Here is a 17949-nt window from a genome sequence, read left to right as displayed (position 1 = left end):
TCTCTGGTGTAAAACCGTAACTGCTTTTTATGTTTTATTATTTCTAAAATATAATTTTTCTGGTTGTCATAAATTCATTTTCTAAAATTACCTTTACTACTAATACCTGACTTTCTGATGATACGTTTTGAATAGAAAGTTCTGTATTTTCAACTTTCTTTTTATTGTAAAGCAATTTTCCTGTAATATCAAAAATAGCGACTTCTCTGATATTTTGCTTTAATGACACTATTTTGATTGTTTTGTTTTTTACAGCAACTAAAATATCATTTTCAAGGTTTTCAAAGTCTTTATTTCCTAACGTTATATCTGTATATCTTAGCACAAATCGATCTGTAAAATTCCCAATCTGGGTTGTAAAACTGTAATTGCTATTTGTTAAATCATGAACAATTCCGGTAGTTTTATCTTCGATATAAATAGGCTGATTGCTCATATCACCATCTGTTTTGTCTATCGAAATAGTAAATTCTCCGGCAATTGCTGTTTTATATCCCAATAGAATCTGATCTGTGTCTATAAATGGCAAAGCACGTGCCTGAATAACCAAATTTTCATTTTCGATTATACTATAAAAATCTGCATATTTATTACCGTTAAAAGATTGCGCATCATAATCTTCATCATATAAATTTGTTGCTCCCTGAATATAACCCAATAAAATTTGCTTAAAGATTCCTTGCTTGTTTTCAAAATTCAACCAGATACGATGCCTTTTAATTTCGTTTGCAGAAGTATTATTTTCTTTTCCGGGTTTAAAAAAAGTTGCATTTTTTCCCTGAATTCTCATACTATTATTAAACTCTAAAGTGCCGGAATTTTTACTTGCTATAAAAAAAGCCTGACCGGAAGCAATCGTTCCGTTAGGTTCTGTTTCATTAACGCCTTTTGATAAAGATCCTCTGGTACCAACACCTCCAAGCAAATTGTAAACGGCATAATCATCTGAGGAATATTGATTATTTAAATATGGTGTATTATGCGTCCAGAAGTAAAGCGCTCCTTTTAAGTTTGATTTATTTTCTAACAAGAAGAGATCAGCATCTAAAGATGATGGATACGGATTTCCTATTAAGTTGAAAATGTCAATACCTCCCAAATTCAAAATGACTTTTCCGTTGTTTGGAATTCCTTTAAATGTGGCTTCAAATTTTGATGAAACTGTTGTCGAAAAGTCCTGAGGTCCACGAATAATATATCCTTTTGCGGGTATCATAATGTGCGACGGATTTTCCTCTTTCCAATTTCCTAAATCATAATCAAAAGAAAAAAATTTGTCAGGTAATGTATTGGGAGAAACATCAGCCAATTTCTGATTCTCAACTGGAGATGACCAATAAGTATAATCGAACCTTAAAATAGGAGATGATTTTCTTTTTGCATGAACAATTCCTGTGTTTAATATATCATCATCTGACTGATATAAACTTGCTGAATCTTCTAAAACTAAGGTTCCTAATCCTGAATAATCAAATTCCAGACTTAAGGTATTACCACTTAAAAGCGTTACTGCCTTTCCTTCATCAATTGTACAACTACAAACATCTGCGGTCATTAAATTGGGATAATCTGCTTTAAAGATTAATTCTTTTCCGCCTGACGGGAAACCATTTGACCAGGAAACACTATTCCACATTGTAGCTTCCAGGCAAAGTTTCAGGCGTGCAATTCTATGTTTCGAAATTCCTGATATCGAATTAAAATCTCCGCCAATCATAAGTTTCTGATCTGATGTAAAACTCATGGAATTAAGTTTACCATTAAGATCTGCCAGAAAAGATGCATCATAATTCCCGGATTGAAATAAACGTATTAATCGCAAAGAGGGATTGGTATTATATGTTCCGGAAAAACTTCCTCCAACCAAAATTCGATCGTCAGGCTGAACTAAGAGACTCAAAACATCACCATTGCTAAAACCAATACCAGAATCAAAAGCGGGATCTAAACTACCGTTTGTATTAAGTCTTATAATTCGTTTTTGAGATAATCCGTTATAACTTAAAAAAGATCCGCCAACAATTATTTTATGATCAGATTGTAAAGCTATTGCATATACAATTTTATCAAAACCAGTCCCTACATTAAAACTCCAATCAATGCTTCCGTTATAATTCAATCGAACCAAACGCGAAAATGGCTGACCATTGAAAGTATTAAATCTTCCTGCAACGAGAATTTTTCCGTCAGGCTGAATTAAAACAGCTTCGATTATAGCATCAGCACCAAGTCCAGTGTTAAAATCAGGATCACGCGAACCATCATTTAGTAATCTCACGATTCTTCCGGAAGGCGTATCATTATAAGTGGTAAAATTTCCGGCTACAATTACCTTTTCATCTTGCATTACAATTGCATAGACCTGACTTTTAAACCCGTAACCTATATTAAATGTGTTATCGATTGCTCCGTTTGGTAAAATTCGAACTATACGATTAGAAATTGTTTCGTTATATTTTGTAAAGTTTCCTCCTATAATTATCTTTTTATCTGATTGTAAAACTGCGGTTTTTATAAGATTATTTGCTCCTGATTGTCCTGAAGTAAAAGTATCATCAGACAAACCGTTTTCTAAAAGCCTAATTATTCGGGATGCTGGACTACCGTTGAATTTAGTAAAATTACCAAACACCATCGTTTTTTTATCTTCTAATGACAGTACTTTTTGCACTGCATTATCAAAACCAATTCCGGCTGATAAATATGCTGTATCATGCTCTCCATCTGCATTTACTTTTGCAAGTCTTCCCTGATTCTGACCATCAAAAACCGAAAATGAACCTGCTAAATACCACGAACCTTCTTTGCCATTTGCCAGCGCCAAAACTGATGCCGAACCAGGCCCGGAACCAATATCAAAGTTTGGTTTTATACTTCCGTCCGGATTCAGGAAAAATATCCGGTTTACCTCAGTTCCATTATAAAAACCTTTAAAAGATCCGCCCACCATAATATTACCATCACGATCTGTTTTAATAACCTGAACAACATCTGCAGATAAACCTGATCCTGCCAAAAAATTATTATCTATTGTGCCGTTTTCATTAAGCCGAATAATTCTATTTGATGTGGTTCCGTTATAATCAGTGAATTTCCCTCCCAATATAATTTTACCATCTTGCTGCGAAGCCATGGCATTAACATCATCGTTAAATCCCGATCCAATATTAAAGCTTGTATCTACATTCCCGTCTGGAAAAAGTCGTGCAATTCTATTTACTGCAATACCATTAAATGATATAAAATTACCCGAAATTAAAATTTTTGCATTAGGTAAAATTTCAGCGTTTGTTATGTTTAAAGCAGCACCAGAACCTGTAATAAATGAGGTATCTAATTCGCCGTTTGAGAGAAGTCTTGCAATTCTGTTTACGGTAACATTATTATATTTTGTAAAACTTCCTACGATTATAATTTTTCCGTCAGGTTGAAGGCAAACTTTATAAATGATTCCGTTTGTTGCTCCTGTCGAAGTATTAAATGTTGTATCCTGTGAACCATTTTCGTTTAAACGGATAAGTCTTCCTGCGCTATTTCCGTTATAAGTAGTAAAACTTCCCGCTACAATTATTTTTCCTTCATTCCGGATATACGAATCGTAAACTTTACCATTTAAACCGGTTCCTGTATCAAAGCTATTGTCAATGGTTCCATCAGGTTTTAATCGGCTTAGATAAGAAGTTGGAATTCCGTTAAGATTTAAATAATCACCGCCAACAATGAGTTTGTCATCTGATTGCAATGATAAAGTTCGTATTGTTTTATCGAAACCATCTCCGTTTAATCCGTTATCGAGTGTATTAAATGTACGATCTACTTTGCCTTGTTGTGCGCAGATATTAATCTGAGTAAAAAAACCAAACAGGATAAATGGGAGAATAAATTTTTTAAACAAATTACAGGTATTGAATTACAATTAATAAATTGTAAGAATTAACTGCAATTATAAGCTTTTTTATTCACGAGTGCAATACATATTTTAAGTGTTGTTTTTAAGATAATTTCATAAAAAAATCCATTCCGCAAAACGGAATGGATTTCTATAAAAAAGGGTTTAATACTTTTATTTGAATATTATCTTTTTGGTTACGGTATGACCATTTTCCAAAATAACCTTAACTAGTAAAACCTGATTGCTTATTGGTAAATTTTGCAATTGAACTTCAGTAGTTGCGATCTTGTTTTTGTCATAAAGCAGTTTTCCTGATACATCAAAAATAGTAACTTGTTTGATATCTTCTTTGGTTGAAGTTACCTTAATCACTTTTTCTTTAACCGAAACCAGAACATTACTATCCAGATTTTCTACGTCTCCAACTCCTAATGTTTTATTTGTATAACGTAAAACAAAACGATCTGTAAAATTACCAACTGCAGTTGTAAAAGTATAATTAGACGCTGTCAGATCATGAACTTTGCCCGTTGTTTTATCTTCGATATAAATATTTTGACTTGTCAGACTTCCATCTGTCTGATCTATCGAAATCGTAAAATCTCCTTCGATTGTTGTACGATATCCTAAAGGAACAATATCAGAATCTGTAAATGGTAATGCACGTCCTTGAATTACATATTTATTTCCGTTGTTGAAACTGTAGAAATCAACAAATTCATTAGCATCAAAACTTACACCATCATATCTGTTTTCAAATTCATTTGTAGCTCCGTCTATATAACCAACAAGCAGTTGTTTGAACGCTCCACCCTCATTTGTTAGATTTAACCACACACGATTTGCTTCGGTATCGTCAGATGTTTTTCCTGGTTTATAAAACTGAGTATTATCTACAGCTCCAAAACGCATTGAATTGTTAAAAGCAACTGTTCCTCCGCTGCTTCCTGTGCTTGCAAAAAATGATTGCCCTGCAGCTATTTTACCTGACGGAATACGAGCATCATTTCCTGGTGTGCTTCCACTAGGTGCTGCATAGGTTGCTGTACCTCCAGTAATATTATAGGCCGCATAATCATTTGAATTATATTGGTATCCAGGAGCAAAAACTACTGCTGTATTTTGAGTCCAGAAATAAAGAGTACCGTTTAAGAAAAGATTTGCATCTAAAAATTTCTTCGCATCTAAAGCTGACGGGTAAGGATTCCCTATTAAATAAGCTTTATCTGCAGCCAATGTTTCTCCAAAAAGGTTTCCGTTATTTGGCACACCTATAAAAGTCGCTAAATAATCTGCTCTTACTGTTCTTGAAAAACTTTGAGGACCACGAATAATATATCCTTTACCTACAGTCATTACTGTACTTGAGTTTGTCCCTACCCAGTTGTCTCCATCATATCCAAAAAATTTATCGAATAGTGTTTCCTGAGAAACATCAAATAAGGTTTGAGGACTTACCGGAGTTGACCAATATGTAAAATCTCCCACTCGAATTTGCGGGCTAATACGTTTATAACTTATGTTTCCTGTGTTAATAGCAGGACTATCATTTACCTGAATTAAACTTGCATTGTTTTCGAATACTAATGCCCCTAGAGGTCCTACTACCGTTATACCATCTGTAACTGTTAAAGTATTTGCACTATTTACAGTCAAAGACGAATTATTATTTACGGTAAGTACTTGAGCAAAACCGTTTACTCCTGTTCCGGTAATAATTGGTTTATTCGTAACATTTGGTATAACAACGCAATCTGCAGCTGATGGTACACCACTTGGGCTCCAGTTTCCTGCAACATTCCAATTCGTACTGGTTGAACCTGTCCATGTTTTAACAGTAGCAGAACTAATATTTACTGGTGTCGCCGAAGAGGTACATCCTGAACTATTTTTAGTAGTAACGTTATATGGTCCTACAGCTACTCCTGTAAATACTCCTGTCGTATTTGTATAAGTTGATCCGTTTATACTATAAGTAATTCCTGGACCTGGTGCTGGTGAGCTAACTGTAATAGTTCCTGTATTTACTGAACATGTTGGCTGAGTCGTTGATACCGTTGGAGCCGTTGTGCTATTAATAACAAAATCAACTTTTGTTCTACAACCTGAATCGCCCGAGCAAGCTGCATAGTAAGATGTTGTACCAGCAGTATTTGTATTTGCAAGACCTGAACCTGCAACTCCAACCGGATTAAATGGAGATCCTGATCCTATTTTTGTTCCTCCTGAAGCTACAGTATACCAATCTATTGTTCCTGGCAAAGTATAATTAACTGTAATTGTAATATTTGTAATATTCGCATCCGGATTAGTACCATTATCATCAAAACTTTCTTTGAATTCAAATAACCAGTTACCTGCCGGATTTCCTGTTCCCCATGTTCCTAATGGTAGATTAGAAACACTACCTGGGGTATTATTAGCCGTAGAAGAAGGAGCTGGATTTAAATCAGACTGTGCTGCACCAAATGCAGCAGGAGGTGTTGCTCTAACCAGTAACTCACTTTTCCAGGAATTACCTAGCGAATTAAAGCTTATTATAATATTAGTACCTGTTACCACTGCACCAGCTGGTAATGCCGGGAAATTTACAGTAATATTTGTATTACCTGCACCTCCATAATTTGTAGCATTAGATATACCACCTGATCCTGAAGCAGTTGATGGTGTTTGTGCAACTGCTCCACAACTAGCCGAAGATGTTAGAGAACCTGAACTTCCCTGACAAATTGAAACTCCTGTTGCATCTGGATTTGTAATCATTACTGACCCTACCGAAGAAGTTTGAACAGGACAAGTTCCGTTTTGTACTACTACACGATAATAAGTTGTAACTAAAACATTTGTTGCTGTTAATGTTGCAGTTGCATTTGTTATTGGCGTAATTACCGATGCAAAATTATCTGTAGAGGATTCCCATCTAACAACACTTCCTGTATTTCCTGCTAAAGTTAATACCGTACTATTAGTTCCTGCACAAACTGAACTACTTCCAGAAACTGTACCTCCAACACTTACCGGAGTAACTGTGACAGTATCATAACTGGAATTTGCTGGACAACCTGCATTTTGAACTACTGCTCTGAAATACGTCGTAGCAGTCAAGTTTCCAATTGTAGCACCTGTTAGTGTATTTGATGTAACTGCAATATCTGTAAGACCTACGGTAAAACCAGCATTATTTGCTTTTTGCCATTTTGTAACAGAACCTGTATTTCCAGCCAAAGTAAGATTTCCGGGCTGTGTTCCTGAGCATATTGTTGCTCCTCCAGTAACTGTTCCTCCTACAGTTGCAGCACGAGTAGTTATAGCAAATTCATTACTATTATAAGTACAAGAAGAGGCATTTGATGCCGCTGCAGAAACAGTACGTCTGTACCATGTAACGTTAGGAGTTGTCGTTGTAGTTATTGCTCCCGGAGTATAATCTTCTGCTGTTGCTGATGCAATATTTGACCATGTACCAGGAACTCCTGAAACATCCGGAGCTGATTGCCATTGAAATTTTATTGTTTTATTTGCAGTAGAACCGTTATAAGGGTAAGAAGAACCATCTAAAAGACCAGGAGAAGTTGCGCTACAAACTGTTGTTGCAGCAGGTACAGTAACCGTATTTGATGATGCAGAAAAAGGAGTTATACTAAAACTAAGTTCGTTAGCCCCATCATTTTCGTAATAATCTAATATAAGATCCGAATTTCCATTTAAATAAACCAGTAAACTTGAGTACGTTGCAGCACTTTGTTGTATCCACTCATCAAAGACAAGTACATTATCAACATACAAACGCACACCATCATCTCCTTTTATGGTTACTAAATAACAACCTGCTGCTCTTGTAGATTTCATGCGGGATCTTACTGCAAATTGTTCTGTATAAATATTTGCGAGTTGTGTACCATTTGAATAAACAGGAAAACAAGCCGTATTACCACCAAAATTAAGTGATGTGGGTATTGTTTCTGAACCAAAATCATTATATCCAACGTATTGCGCACTTGCAAATGGGTTTGTATTTGCCGGATTTGCCGGAGAACTTCCTCCCGGAGGTACGCCACTTGTAAAATTGTATATATGCCCTCTCCATACATTGTTTCCTGCAATCGTTTGGTCATCGAGAGTATTAGTAGAAGAATTCAACGTTAATGTTAATGCACCTCCCGAACCAGCTGTTCCGCAATCTTTAGAAAGCAAAACTTTTATTTGTCCCGAAATTGGAGACGGCCAATTAGAAATACTAGTACCAGTCGTTCCAATATTATAACCACCAGCTAAAGCCGAATTATTTGAAGCGTCAAATATTGTTAAAGTTTCACGATTTGCATTTCCACCAGCTGTCCAGGCATCTCCAACACTAAATGTATATCGATATCCCTGAATTACATTTACTAAGACATATCTGCCAGCATTAATAGTTGGAGTATTAAAAGTATTGGTACCGTCAATACAGAAAGTATAAGCTGAACCAACAACAGTAGCTCCACCTGGATAGGCACATTGTGCATAATTGTTTGAAAGAACAAAAAACATTCCCAAACAAAGCAATTTTACATTTGGAGCAAAAGATCTTTCCGAAGAAGAAAAAGAATTAAATTTCAGTAAAAAGATCGAACGAACGAACAAAAGTAGTTTTTGAATCATACAGGTATTGGTGTTTATTTTGTTTTTGGAATATGTATTTTTCTTAAAAAACCAAAGTGCTGTTATTTAATACTTTACTATTTTCCATCACCATTGTCTTGCATGTTTAATTTCTAAAACATTTTCTGCTTATCTGAAAGTATTTATTTACAAAATAATTTTCAAATAAAACCGGCAAAACATACCTCAATTACATCAAAAAGATAACTATTTAAATTTCAACACTTGAAAGAAAGTAAATTCTTCTTTTAAGAAATTTCACTTCAAATAAAGTATAAAAAAGAGTGTTTCACAAGTCTTTTTTTTGAAAAAGATTCTTTTCCGACAAACAACACAAATATCCGATGAAATGCATCTTTTTGATAAATTTAAAATTATTTCAGATATAAAAACTTACTTTTCAAACCCTGTTTTTTTAATCTTTTACATAAAAAAATCCATTTATAGATCTATAAATGGATTTTTTTAACTCAAAAGTGAATTATTTAATAAATTATCTTTTTTGTTTTGACTTCGTTAGTGTCTGAAATTACTTTTATAAATAAGACCTGATTACTAGCTTTTAAATTGTTAATTCTTAAAATGTTATCTGAAATATTGGTTTCTTTATAAATCAATTTTCCGGACAAATCATAGATAAAAACGGTGCTTAAATTTTCATTTTCGGCAGCATTTATTGTAATTATTTTATTACTTACTGAGACTGTCAAATCCTGATTAATCAATTCATTATCTATAACTCCTAATGTCGAATTGTTATAGCGTAAAACAAATCTGTCTGCAAAAGTTCCAGTTCCTGTAAAAAAAGTATAATTGCTGGCTTGAAGATCATGAACAACATTAGCTACTTTATCTTCAAGATAAATAGCTCTGTTATTTAAACCTCCTTCGGCATGATCTATTGCAATGGTAAAATCACCTGCAATAGTACTTCTGTATCCAAGTTGTACTAAATCTGTATCTGTAAAAGGCAATGAGCGCCCTTGAATTACATAATTGTTTTCGTTGTTTACGCTATAAAAATCTAAATATGGATTCCCGTCAAAACTTTTACCGTCGTATCTGTTTTCAAAATCATTTGTAGCACCATCGATATATGCTACTAACAGTTGTTTGAAAGCTCCTTCTTCATTTGTCATATTCAGCCAAATACGATGCGCTTCGGCATCTGTTGCTTTTGCAGAATTATCTTGTTTAAAAAACTGATTATTATTATTCCCTCCTATTCGCATTGCATTTGTAAATGCAATAGTTCCCGGACCATTTGCTGTTGCAAAAAATGATTGACCGGCAGCAATTCTTCCTGAAGGTGTATTGTTATTGTTTCCGGGAATACTTCCGCTAGGTGCAGGAGCAGTTCCTACTCCACCACTCAAATTATAACTTGCATAATCACCTGAATTGTATTGATATCCGGGACCAAAAACAACTGCAGTATTATGTGTCCAAAAATACAGAGTTCCGTCTAAAAATGTATTTGCTCCCAGAAAGGTTTCTGCTTTCAAGGCTGAAGGATATGGGTTTCCTACTAAATAAAGATTACCTGTTTGTACGGTTTCAGCAGATACATTTCCGTTGTTTGGCACACCAATAAACGATGCTGTATAATCTGCTCCTACTGTAGTTGAGTAGGTTTGCGGGCCGCGAATGATATACCCTTTACCAATTACCATACTTAAATTTGCATTTGTTCCTACCCAATTTGTTCCGTCAAATCCAAAATATTTATCAAACAAGGTTAAAGGTGAAACATCTACTAATTTTTGCGGATTAACTGGTGTAGACCAATAAACAAAATCAGCGAGACGAACGTTTGAAGCCGTACGTTTATAAACAATATTACCTACGTTAACAGCATTTGTAGTTTGCAGTAAACTGGAACTATTTTGAAAAGTTATAGTTCCTCCGTTATTTGTCAAGGCATTAGTCAGGGTTAAAGTATCAAAGGACTGAATAGAAACATTTACTCCTGAATTTATAGTACAGCTGCAAGCAGTTATATCTCCTGTTCCTGCTCCGGCTGATGTAAAATTTCCTGCAAAAATAATATTTTGATCAGCAGTTGGTGTTCCGTTCGACCAAGAAGTTGTGTAAGTATTTGTAACGATTCCGGGTACTACAGCATTGGCTGAACTCACAGAAGTACAACTTCCGTTACTAACAATAAAAGTATAAGTATTAGCAGAAAGTCCGGTAACACTTGCTGTTGTACCGCTGTAAGGTTTTACAATAGCACCAGGATTCATGGTCAAAACTCCGCCAGATGGTAATCCGCTTAAAGCCACAGTTCCTGTAGGAACAGCACAAGTAGGTAATGTAATTGTCCCTATAATTGGCGCTGCCGGTAAAGGATTTACAGTAACAGTTGTAAAGGTAGAATTTGCCACACTACAAGGTCCGTTTTGTACTACAGCTCTAAACTGAGTTGTTTGTGTCAGAACTCCAGAAGTATAAGATGTAAGTCCTGCTGTACTTGCAATATCTGTCCAAACAGCAAAAGGAGTTACTGAAAATTGCCATTTTGTAACGGTTCCAGTTTGTCCGCTCAATGACAATGAAGCACTAGTAAGACCACTACAGATTGTTGTACCTCCAGCAACTGTACCTCCAGCACTTGCTCCTGAGATTGTAACGGTCGCAACATTTGTTGCTGAAATAGTAGAAGAACAAGTTCCTGAAGCTATTGTTGTAATAGTGATATTGCTAGATCCTACAGTGGTTAAACCAACAGCTGTAAATGTTCCAGTTCCTGCTGTACTAACAGTCATTGTTGCTGTTAATCCGGTAATTGCAGGAATACTGCGATTATAAGTTACTGTATAAGTACCAACAGGTAAATTTGCTGCATTTCCAGTTACTGTGATTATAGAATTTCCATCTGTAGCACAAGCATTTGCCGCAGTTGCACCAGTAATGCTATAAGTTGGGCATGTGTATGTTATTTTTATCTGGCCGTTTCCGCCATTTCCGCCTTTGTTATTACCAATTCCCAGCAAAACCAGACCTCCGCCACCACCACCGCCTGGTGTAGCGCCATTACCTCCGGCTCCTGCTAAAGTTGCACCATTACCTCCGGCTCCTGCTCCTGTAACAGCAACTCCACCAGCCACACCGGCTGCATCGTTACCATTTGAGGCGGTTCCTGCACCACCTCCTGCGCCACCAGAAAATAATAATCCGAGGACAAGACTTCCGTTAGATCCTTTCCCTCCGGAAAAAGTTGTACCTGTACCTGCTGCGCCACCAATACCCGCAGCACCGCCAGTACCACTTGTACCTGCGCCACCGCCATTAGCCGAAACTGTTGAAAAAGTTGATGCTCCTCCGGCAATACCACTTGCAGTAGTACCTGTTGCTCCGGCACCAACCAAATAATTTATTGTTGTATTTGGTGTTATAGTTATTGTAGCTTTACTGTAACCACCGCCACCGCCACCACCTGCTGAAGTGCTTGTATCATTTCCTCCTCCGGATCCTCCGGCTCCCCAACATTCTGCTGTTAAAGAGGTAAGCCCTGCCGCAACGACAAATGAACCATTATTTGTAAATGTGTTAGTGGTCTGAGACCAGGAATAAAAAATAGAAAAAAAGGCGAGTAATAGTAATTTTCGTCTCATAATAGTAGGAATTTAAGATTAATGCATATTTTGTATGCTGCCAGTAGGAAATCCTGAAAAAAAAGATTTTTTTTGCGGTCTTAAGATTGAATTGAAAATCTTAATTTTCTTAAAGAAAGCATTAAGTCTAAGTTACTGAAATAAAGATACTTATGAAATAAAAAGTGAAATTTACTTACAAAAATTATGTATTCTCAAATTATTTAACATAGTTTTCCCAAAAAAATATCGTTATAGTTGTAAATTCTTACTTTTTATAGATAAAAGACAAAATTTTATAATTTCAAAAATAAATAGCTAAAGTCATGATAAACAAAGAGGTTTTGTTAAAATTAGAGCACTTTTGCGCCTATCAGGAAAGATGTCATTCAGAGGTTGTAAGTAAGTTATACAGCTTAAAAATGGCTCCTGATGAAATTGATTCTATTGTGGTTCAATTAATTGAAAATAATTTTCTGAACGAGACTCGTTTTGCCTGCAGTTATGCGAGAGGAAAACACCGCATTAAACATTGGGGCAGAATCAGGATTACAAATGAGCTTAAAATGAGACAGATTTCTACCTTCAATATTAATCTTGCTTTAAAAGAAATCACTCCGGAAGAGTATGAAACCACTTTTGACCAACTTTCTGAAAAATGCTGGAATAGTATCTCTGAAAAAAACACTTTGAAAAAGAGAAAGAAATTTTGTGATTATATGTTGCGAAGAGGTTATGAAAGTTTTTTAGTGTATGATAAAGTTACTTTTTTAGAAAAGGATTTAGACGAATAAATTTTATTAGCTTTAAATGCCTAAGCAGCATGATTTTTCCTATAATCCAATTAGTTGTATTTTATAACTTTTCTGCGAATTATTCACTTAATAGACGTTTTTTACAACTATATACTTAAAAAGCATCCTGTTTTAAGCGATATTTTACGATTTTTCCTATATTAAAAATTGGGATTTTATAAGAAATTCCATAAATCTTCTATTTTTAAGATGTATTTCATCGACTTTTTTAACATTTCATCGATTAAATAGCCTTTCCAAAAACCCTATTGAATTACAACCCGTAGATGTATCTATATTTGCGCGGGCTTATTTTTATTATGCCAGCATAACAAGTTGATAGAAAACATTTAACATGAAAAAAACTTTACTTTTATTTTTATTTTTACCGTTTTTAGGATTCAGCCAGGTTGACTTGGTAAAATGGAATGCAGCATTAAGCAATAAAAATACTCCAGCTTACGATAATATCAATTTATATCCTACAGCAAGCACGGCAAATTTTACAACTTCGGGGGTTAGTACACCAACTTACGACACTTCAGATGCTGCGAATCCATTTTTCAATATTGGAAACTGGCCAAATGCGCAACAGATGGAAGGCAGTTATGATCCTGCGAAATACATTGAATTTAAAATAACACCTACTTCAAATCGTAAAATTGATTTAAGTACTTTTAATTTTACTTATAGAAGTCAAGGTGGTACTACTGAGAAATTTCAAATACGCTATTCAAAAGACAATACTTTTTCAAGTAATGTAAAAGTTTTGGTTCCTGAAACAATCAGTTCTACAAACTGGACGACCATAAATCCTGCGTTTTCTCCAGAAATAAATCCGGTCTTACCTGGCGAGATTGTTTATGTTCGTGTTTACGTTTACAATTCATATAATAATTTCCATTTTAGAACCGGAGCAAGCGGTACAAATACTCCTCCTGTAATTAGAGGAACTATTTCTACATTTGATTCTACTAAAATTTTAGCGATTAATGATTATGTAAGTACTAAAAAAGAACTTGGAATAAATATTTCTCCGTTAAGTAATGATGTGAAAAAAGAAAATGTAACTTCAATTACAATTTCTACTCCTCCAAGTGCAGCTCAGGGAAGTGCAATTTTAAATCCTGACAGAACGATAACTTTTAATCCTGCTAAAAACTTTACAGGAAAAGCTACTTTCAAATATACAATCAGCGATGGTACAAATCCATCATCTGAAGGAACAGTAGAAATAAACGTCTCAGATATAACTCCTGAAAGTTTAGTAATCTGGGATGCAAAAACAAGCACAGATTTAAATAAACCTACAGTTAATTCTCCATATGTTACGGCTGCGAATGTGGCAAGTGTTGGCATCTCGGCTATAGGTTACAATAATGGTGAAGATGTAAACAATCCGTTTTATACTACTTCAAACTGGCCTAATACGCAAGATAATGGCGGTAACTCTAATGATGCAAAATATGTAGAGTTTAGAATGACTGCAGATGCAACTCATAAAGTAGACTTAAGCACTTTTTCATTTACATACAGAGCTCAGGGAGGTACTACGCAAAAACTTAGAATTGACTATTCAAAAAGCAGTACTTTCAGCGGTACAGTTAGGTCTTTACTTGCAGCAACAACAACTTCTACAAACTGGACAACAATTACACCTGCTTTTGCATCTGATCTTAATACGCTACAGCCTGGTGAAAGTGTTTACATTCGTGTTTATGTTTATAATACTTATGATGCTTTTCATTTTAGAACGAAAACTGCTATCAATGGATCTATAAAAGATGTTAATACTTTGATTGCTAATAATGATGATATTAGTACACCGGTAAATCAGCCTGTTGTTGTTCCAATTTTATCAAATGATGTTGTTGGTAACTCAGCGATACAACAAATAACAGTAACACAACCTACAAACGGAACGGTAACTGTAAATGGTACTTCAAGTGTTACTTTTACTCCTTCCAGTACTTTTACGGGAACAACTTCATTTACTTATACATTAAGAAATGCTGCTTCAAATTATTCATCAGCAACAGTTGGGGTTTTAGGAACTGCAGCAGTTTGTGCACCATCTTCTATAGCGGGGAACAATTACTGGAAAGGTTATGTTTACACTTACACAGGAAACACTCCGGCTGCTACAACTTATGCAGGATCTGTAGCCGAAAAAGCAATATTTGATCGTAATATAGGCGAAGGAACAATTACAGGTGATACAAGTGTTGAGCCAAATGTATTTTGTGGTACTGCACCAAACGACAAGTTTTTTGTACGTTATTTAATGAAAGCGACAACAACAGCAGAAACCTATAATATTACTTTAGGTGCTGATGATGGTGTTCGATTATATATTGACGGTGTTTTAGTTCCGGTAACTCCTGCAAATTCATGGAGTGATCATAGCTACGTTAACTATTCAGCTCAATATACTTTTACTGCTGGTACACATGACTTTGTATTAGAATATTATGAAAATGGCGGTTCTTCAAGAGTTTCATTTTCTTATGGTGCTGTAAAAGGTAATCCAACTGTTTACGGAGATTTTAAATGGAATGTTTATGGTTATACATTGGCAGATATATCATTACCGGCTTCCAGCTATGCAGGAACTTATGTAGATAATACTTTAAACATAAATACACAAACATCTTGGGACAGAACGAAGTCACCATCATACGCTTCTGGTTGGCAAGGTGCTCCTATGAATATTGATCAATTTGCAATTGCTTACAAACGTCAGGGATTTCCTTGTGGTCGTTACCAGATACAATTAGTAAATTGTGATGATGTTGGAGAAATTTATATCGATGGTGTAAAAGTATTTACTCAATCAGGTTACACAAATGCATCTGTATTAATAAATAACGGACAACAATACTCCTTAAACAAAAACTCTAAAGTTGATGTTAGACTTAGAGAAGATGCCGGAGATGCAAATATTGCGATCAATTTTATCGATGTACCATTTAGTTATGACGGTTCTACTGCTCCGCCAACAAACTCTTCTATCATCATAAACAATGATTATACGCTAACAAATGATTTAGAAGTTTGTTCTTGTACAGTAGCTGCAGGTAAAACATTAACAATTGCAACAGATAAAGTGCTTACGGTACTTGAAAATGTTACAGTAAACTCTACTGGTAAAATAGTAGTCCAAAACAGTGGTTCTCTTGTACAAACAAACAACAGTTCTACTTATACTGGTAGCGCTACTTCATTTGAACTTTATAGAAATACAACTCCTATTAATCGTTTTGATTATACTTATTGGTCTACTCCGGTAATCAATCAAACTTTATACAACTTATCTCCAAACACGTTATTCGACAAATATTTAGAATTTGATGCATCGATTAATAACTGGAAATATTTAAACGGAGGAAATTATGTAATGCAGCCAGGAAAAGGATACATCATCAGAGGACCTCAATCTTATGCTGCTGTTGGAAATCCACAAATTTATACAGGTAAATTTGTTGGAGTACCAAACAATGGTATTATCTCAACTCCGGTTACAAACATGGCTGGTAATACAACGACAACAAACTTATTAGGTAATCCTTACCCATCTGCTTTGAATGCAGATCAGTTTTATGCAGACAATAGTTCTGTTATAAAAGGAACTTTTTACTTATGGACGCATTCGATTACTCCGGTACCTAATGCAAATGGTCAATTTGTTTACAGCGATTCTAGTTATATCTCTTATAATGCAACGGGTTCAACCGGTGCCGGAGATACTACGAACTGTACGACTTGTGGCGGAAACAAACTTACCGGAAACATTGCATCCGGACAAGGTTTTTTCGTAGAAGCTAAAACTACAGGAAATGTAATTTTTAATAATGCTTTGAGAGTTAAGACAACTGCAAGTAACAATCAGTTTTCAAGAACAGCTAAAACTACTGTAGAAAAAAATAGAGTTTGGTTAAATCTTAAAAACAATGATGGTGCTTATAACGAAATGCTTTTAGGGTATGTAACAGGAGCAACAAATGAGTTAGATGATGCTTATGATGGAGATACTTATGCATCTGGAACTGCTTTATATTCAATTTTAGGAGAAAACAATTTAGTTATTCAAGGTCGTGCTTTACCTTTTGAAGAGCAAAAAGAAATAATTCCGTTAGGATATATTGCAAGTGCAGCAACAGAATATACAATTGGTATTGAAAGCGTTGATGGTTTCTTTAAAGACAAAAATGTTTACTTATTAGATAAATCAAATAATGTAGTAACAAATTTATCTGGCGAGAGATATACTTTTAAAACCGAACCGGGAACTTTTAATGATCGTTTTGTACTTTCATTCTATCAAAAAACAATAGAAACGGTAACGCCACCAGTGGTAACTGACCCTAAAGACCCTACAACTGATACACCAGTGGTAACAGATCCTAAAGATCCTTCGACTGATACACCTGTTGTAACTGATCCTAAAGATCCTGCGACAGATACACCTGTAGTAACCGATCCTAAAGATCCTGCGACTGATACACCTGTAGTAACGGAACCTAAAGATCCTTCGACTGATACGCCTGTGGTAACTGAGCCTAAAGATCCTGCGACAGATACACCTGTAGTAACTGAGCCTAAAGATCCTGCGACAAATACGCCTGTGGTAACTGATCCTAAAGATCCTGCGACAGATACGCCTGTGGTAACTGAACCTGAAGCGCCGGGAACAATAGCTCCGGGAGAAAATCCAACTCCGGAAAACCCAACTTTAGAAGTTCCTGATACACCGGAAATCAGTAAAAAAGAGATTATTATATATCAATCAAATAATCAAATAATGATTGAGTCTGATCTTGTTAATATTGAATCTGTTTATGTTTATGATATTTTAGGAAGAAACATTTTCAGCAAAGAAAACATTCACAATACAACTTACAGTACGAATCAACTATCGATTCAAAAACAAGTAATCATTGTGAAAGTCAGGACAGAAGACAACAAAATAATTACGAAGAAAATAATTCTTTAAAAACAAAAAACCATTCGCCGCGGCGAATGGTTT

Annotated in this window: 5 protein-coding genes; 2 read left to right on the top strand and 3 right to left on the bottom strand. The window is 35.2% G+C overall.

Features of this window, described 5'->3' with window-relative positions; translation table 11 throughout:
• Positions 1–43: 43 nt before the first annotated feature.
• The 3 genes from ASF10_RS09660 to ASF10_RS09650 all read right to left on the bottom strand — a co-directional run bounded on the left by ASF10_RS09660 (position 44) and on the right by ASF10_RS09650 (position 12150).
• Positions 44–3895 carry a T9SS sorting signal type C domain-containing protein gene (locus tag ASF10_RS09660; protein ID WP_241774938.1) on the bottom strand — a complete coding sequence of 1284 codons (3852 nt, stop codon included), beginning with the start codon at positions 3893–3895 and terminating at the stop codon, positions 44–46.
• 168 nt (positions 3896–4063) lie between these two features.
• On the bottom strand, positions 4064–8533 hold the full coding sequence (locus ASF10_RS09655; RefSeq protein ID WP_056248220.1) for a T9SS sorting signal type C domain-containing protein: 4470 nt from the start codon (positions 8531–8533) through the stop codon (positions 4064–4066).
• 485 nt (positions 8534–9018) lie between these two features.
• Positions 9019–12150: a T9SS sorting signal type C domain-containing protein gene (locus ASF10_RS09650; protein ID WP_056248217.1), complete on the bottom strand. Its 3132-nt coding sequence runs from the start codon at positions 12148–12150 to the stop codon at positions 9019–9021.
• 305 nt (positions 12151–12455) lie between these two features.
• On the opposite strand from ASF10_RS09650, the gene ASF10_RS09645 reads away from it, so the two are divergent.
• Together ASF10_RS09645 and ASF10_RS09640 are read left to right on the top strand one after the other, a co-directional pair.
• Positions 12456–12923, top strand: a complete 468-nt coding sequence (locus tag ASF10_RS09645) for a regulatory protein RecX (protein ID WP_056248214.1) — start codon at positions 12456–12458, stop codon at positions 12921–12923.
• A 355-nt stretch (positions 12924–13278) separates the two neighbouring features.
• The gene (locus ASF10_RS09640; RefSeq protein WP_056248211.1) at positions 13279–17916 is read left to right on the top strand and encodes an Ig-like domain-containing protein; all 4638 of its coding nucleotides are present in this window, start codon (positions 13279–13281) and stop codon (positions 17914–17916) included.
• The last annotated feature ends 33 nt before the right edge of the window (positions 17917–17949 follow it).

Source organism: Flavobacterium sp. Leaf82 (assembly GCF_001422725.1).
In the GTDB taxonomy this organism is placed as follows: domain Bacteria; phylum Bacteroidota; class Bacteroidia; order Flavobacteriales; family Flavobacteriaceae; genus Flavobacterium.
The sequence above is the reverse complement of the archived record's forward strand: the minus strand, read 5'-3'. Positions and strand labels throughout refer to the sequence as shown.

Coding starts and splice junctions, on each gene's coding strand:
- ASF10_RS09650 (WP_056248217.1), bottom strand. CDS start 12,150: ATGAGACGAAAATTACTATTACTCGCCTTTTTTTCTATTTTTTATTCC.
- ASF10_RS09640 (WP_056248211.1), top strand. CDS start 13,279: ATGAAAAAAACTTTACTTTTATTTTTATTTTTACCGTTTTTAGGATTC.
- ASF10_RS09655 (WP_056248220.1), bottom strand. CDS start 8,533: ATGATTCAAAAACTACTTTTGTTCGTTCGTTCGATCTTTTTACTGAAA.
- ASF10_RS09645 (WP_056248214.1), top strand. CDS start 12,456: ATGATAAACAAAGAGGTTTTGTTAAAATTAGAGCACTTTTGCGCCTAT.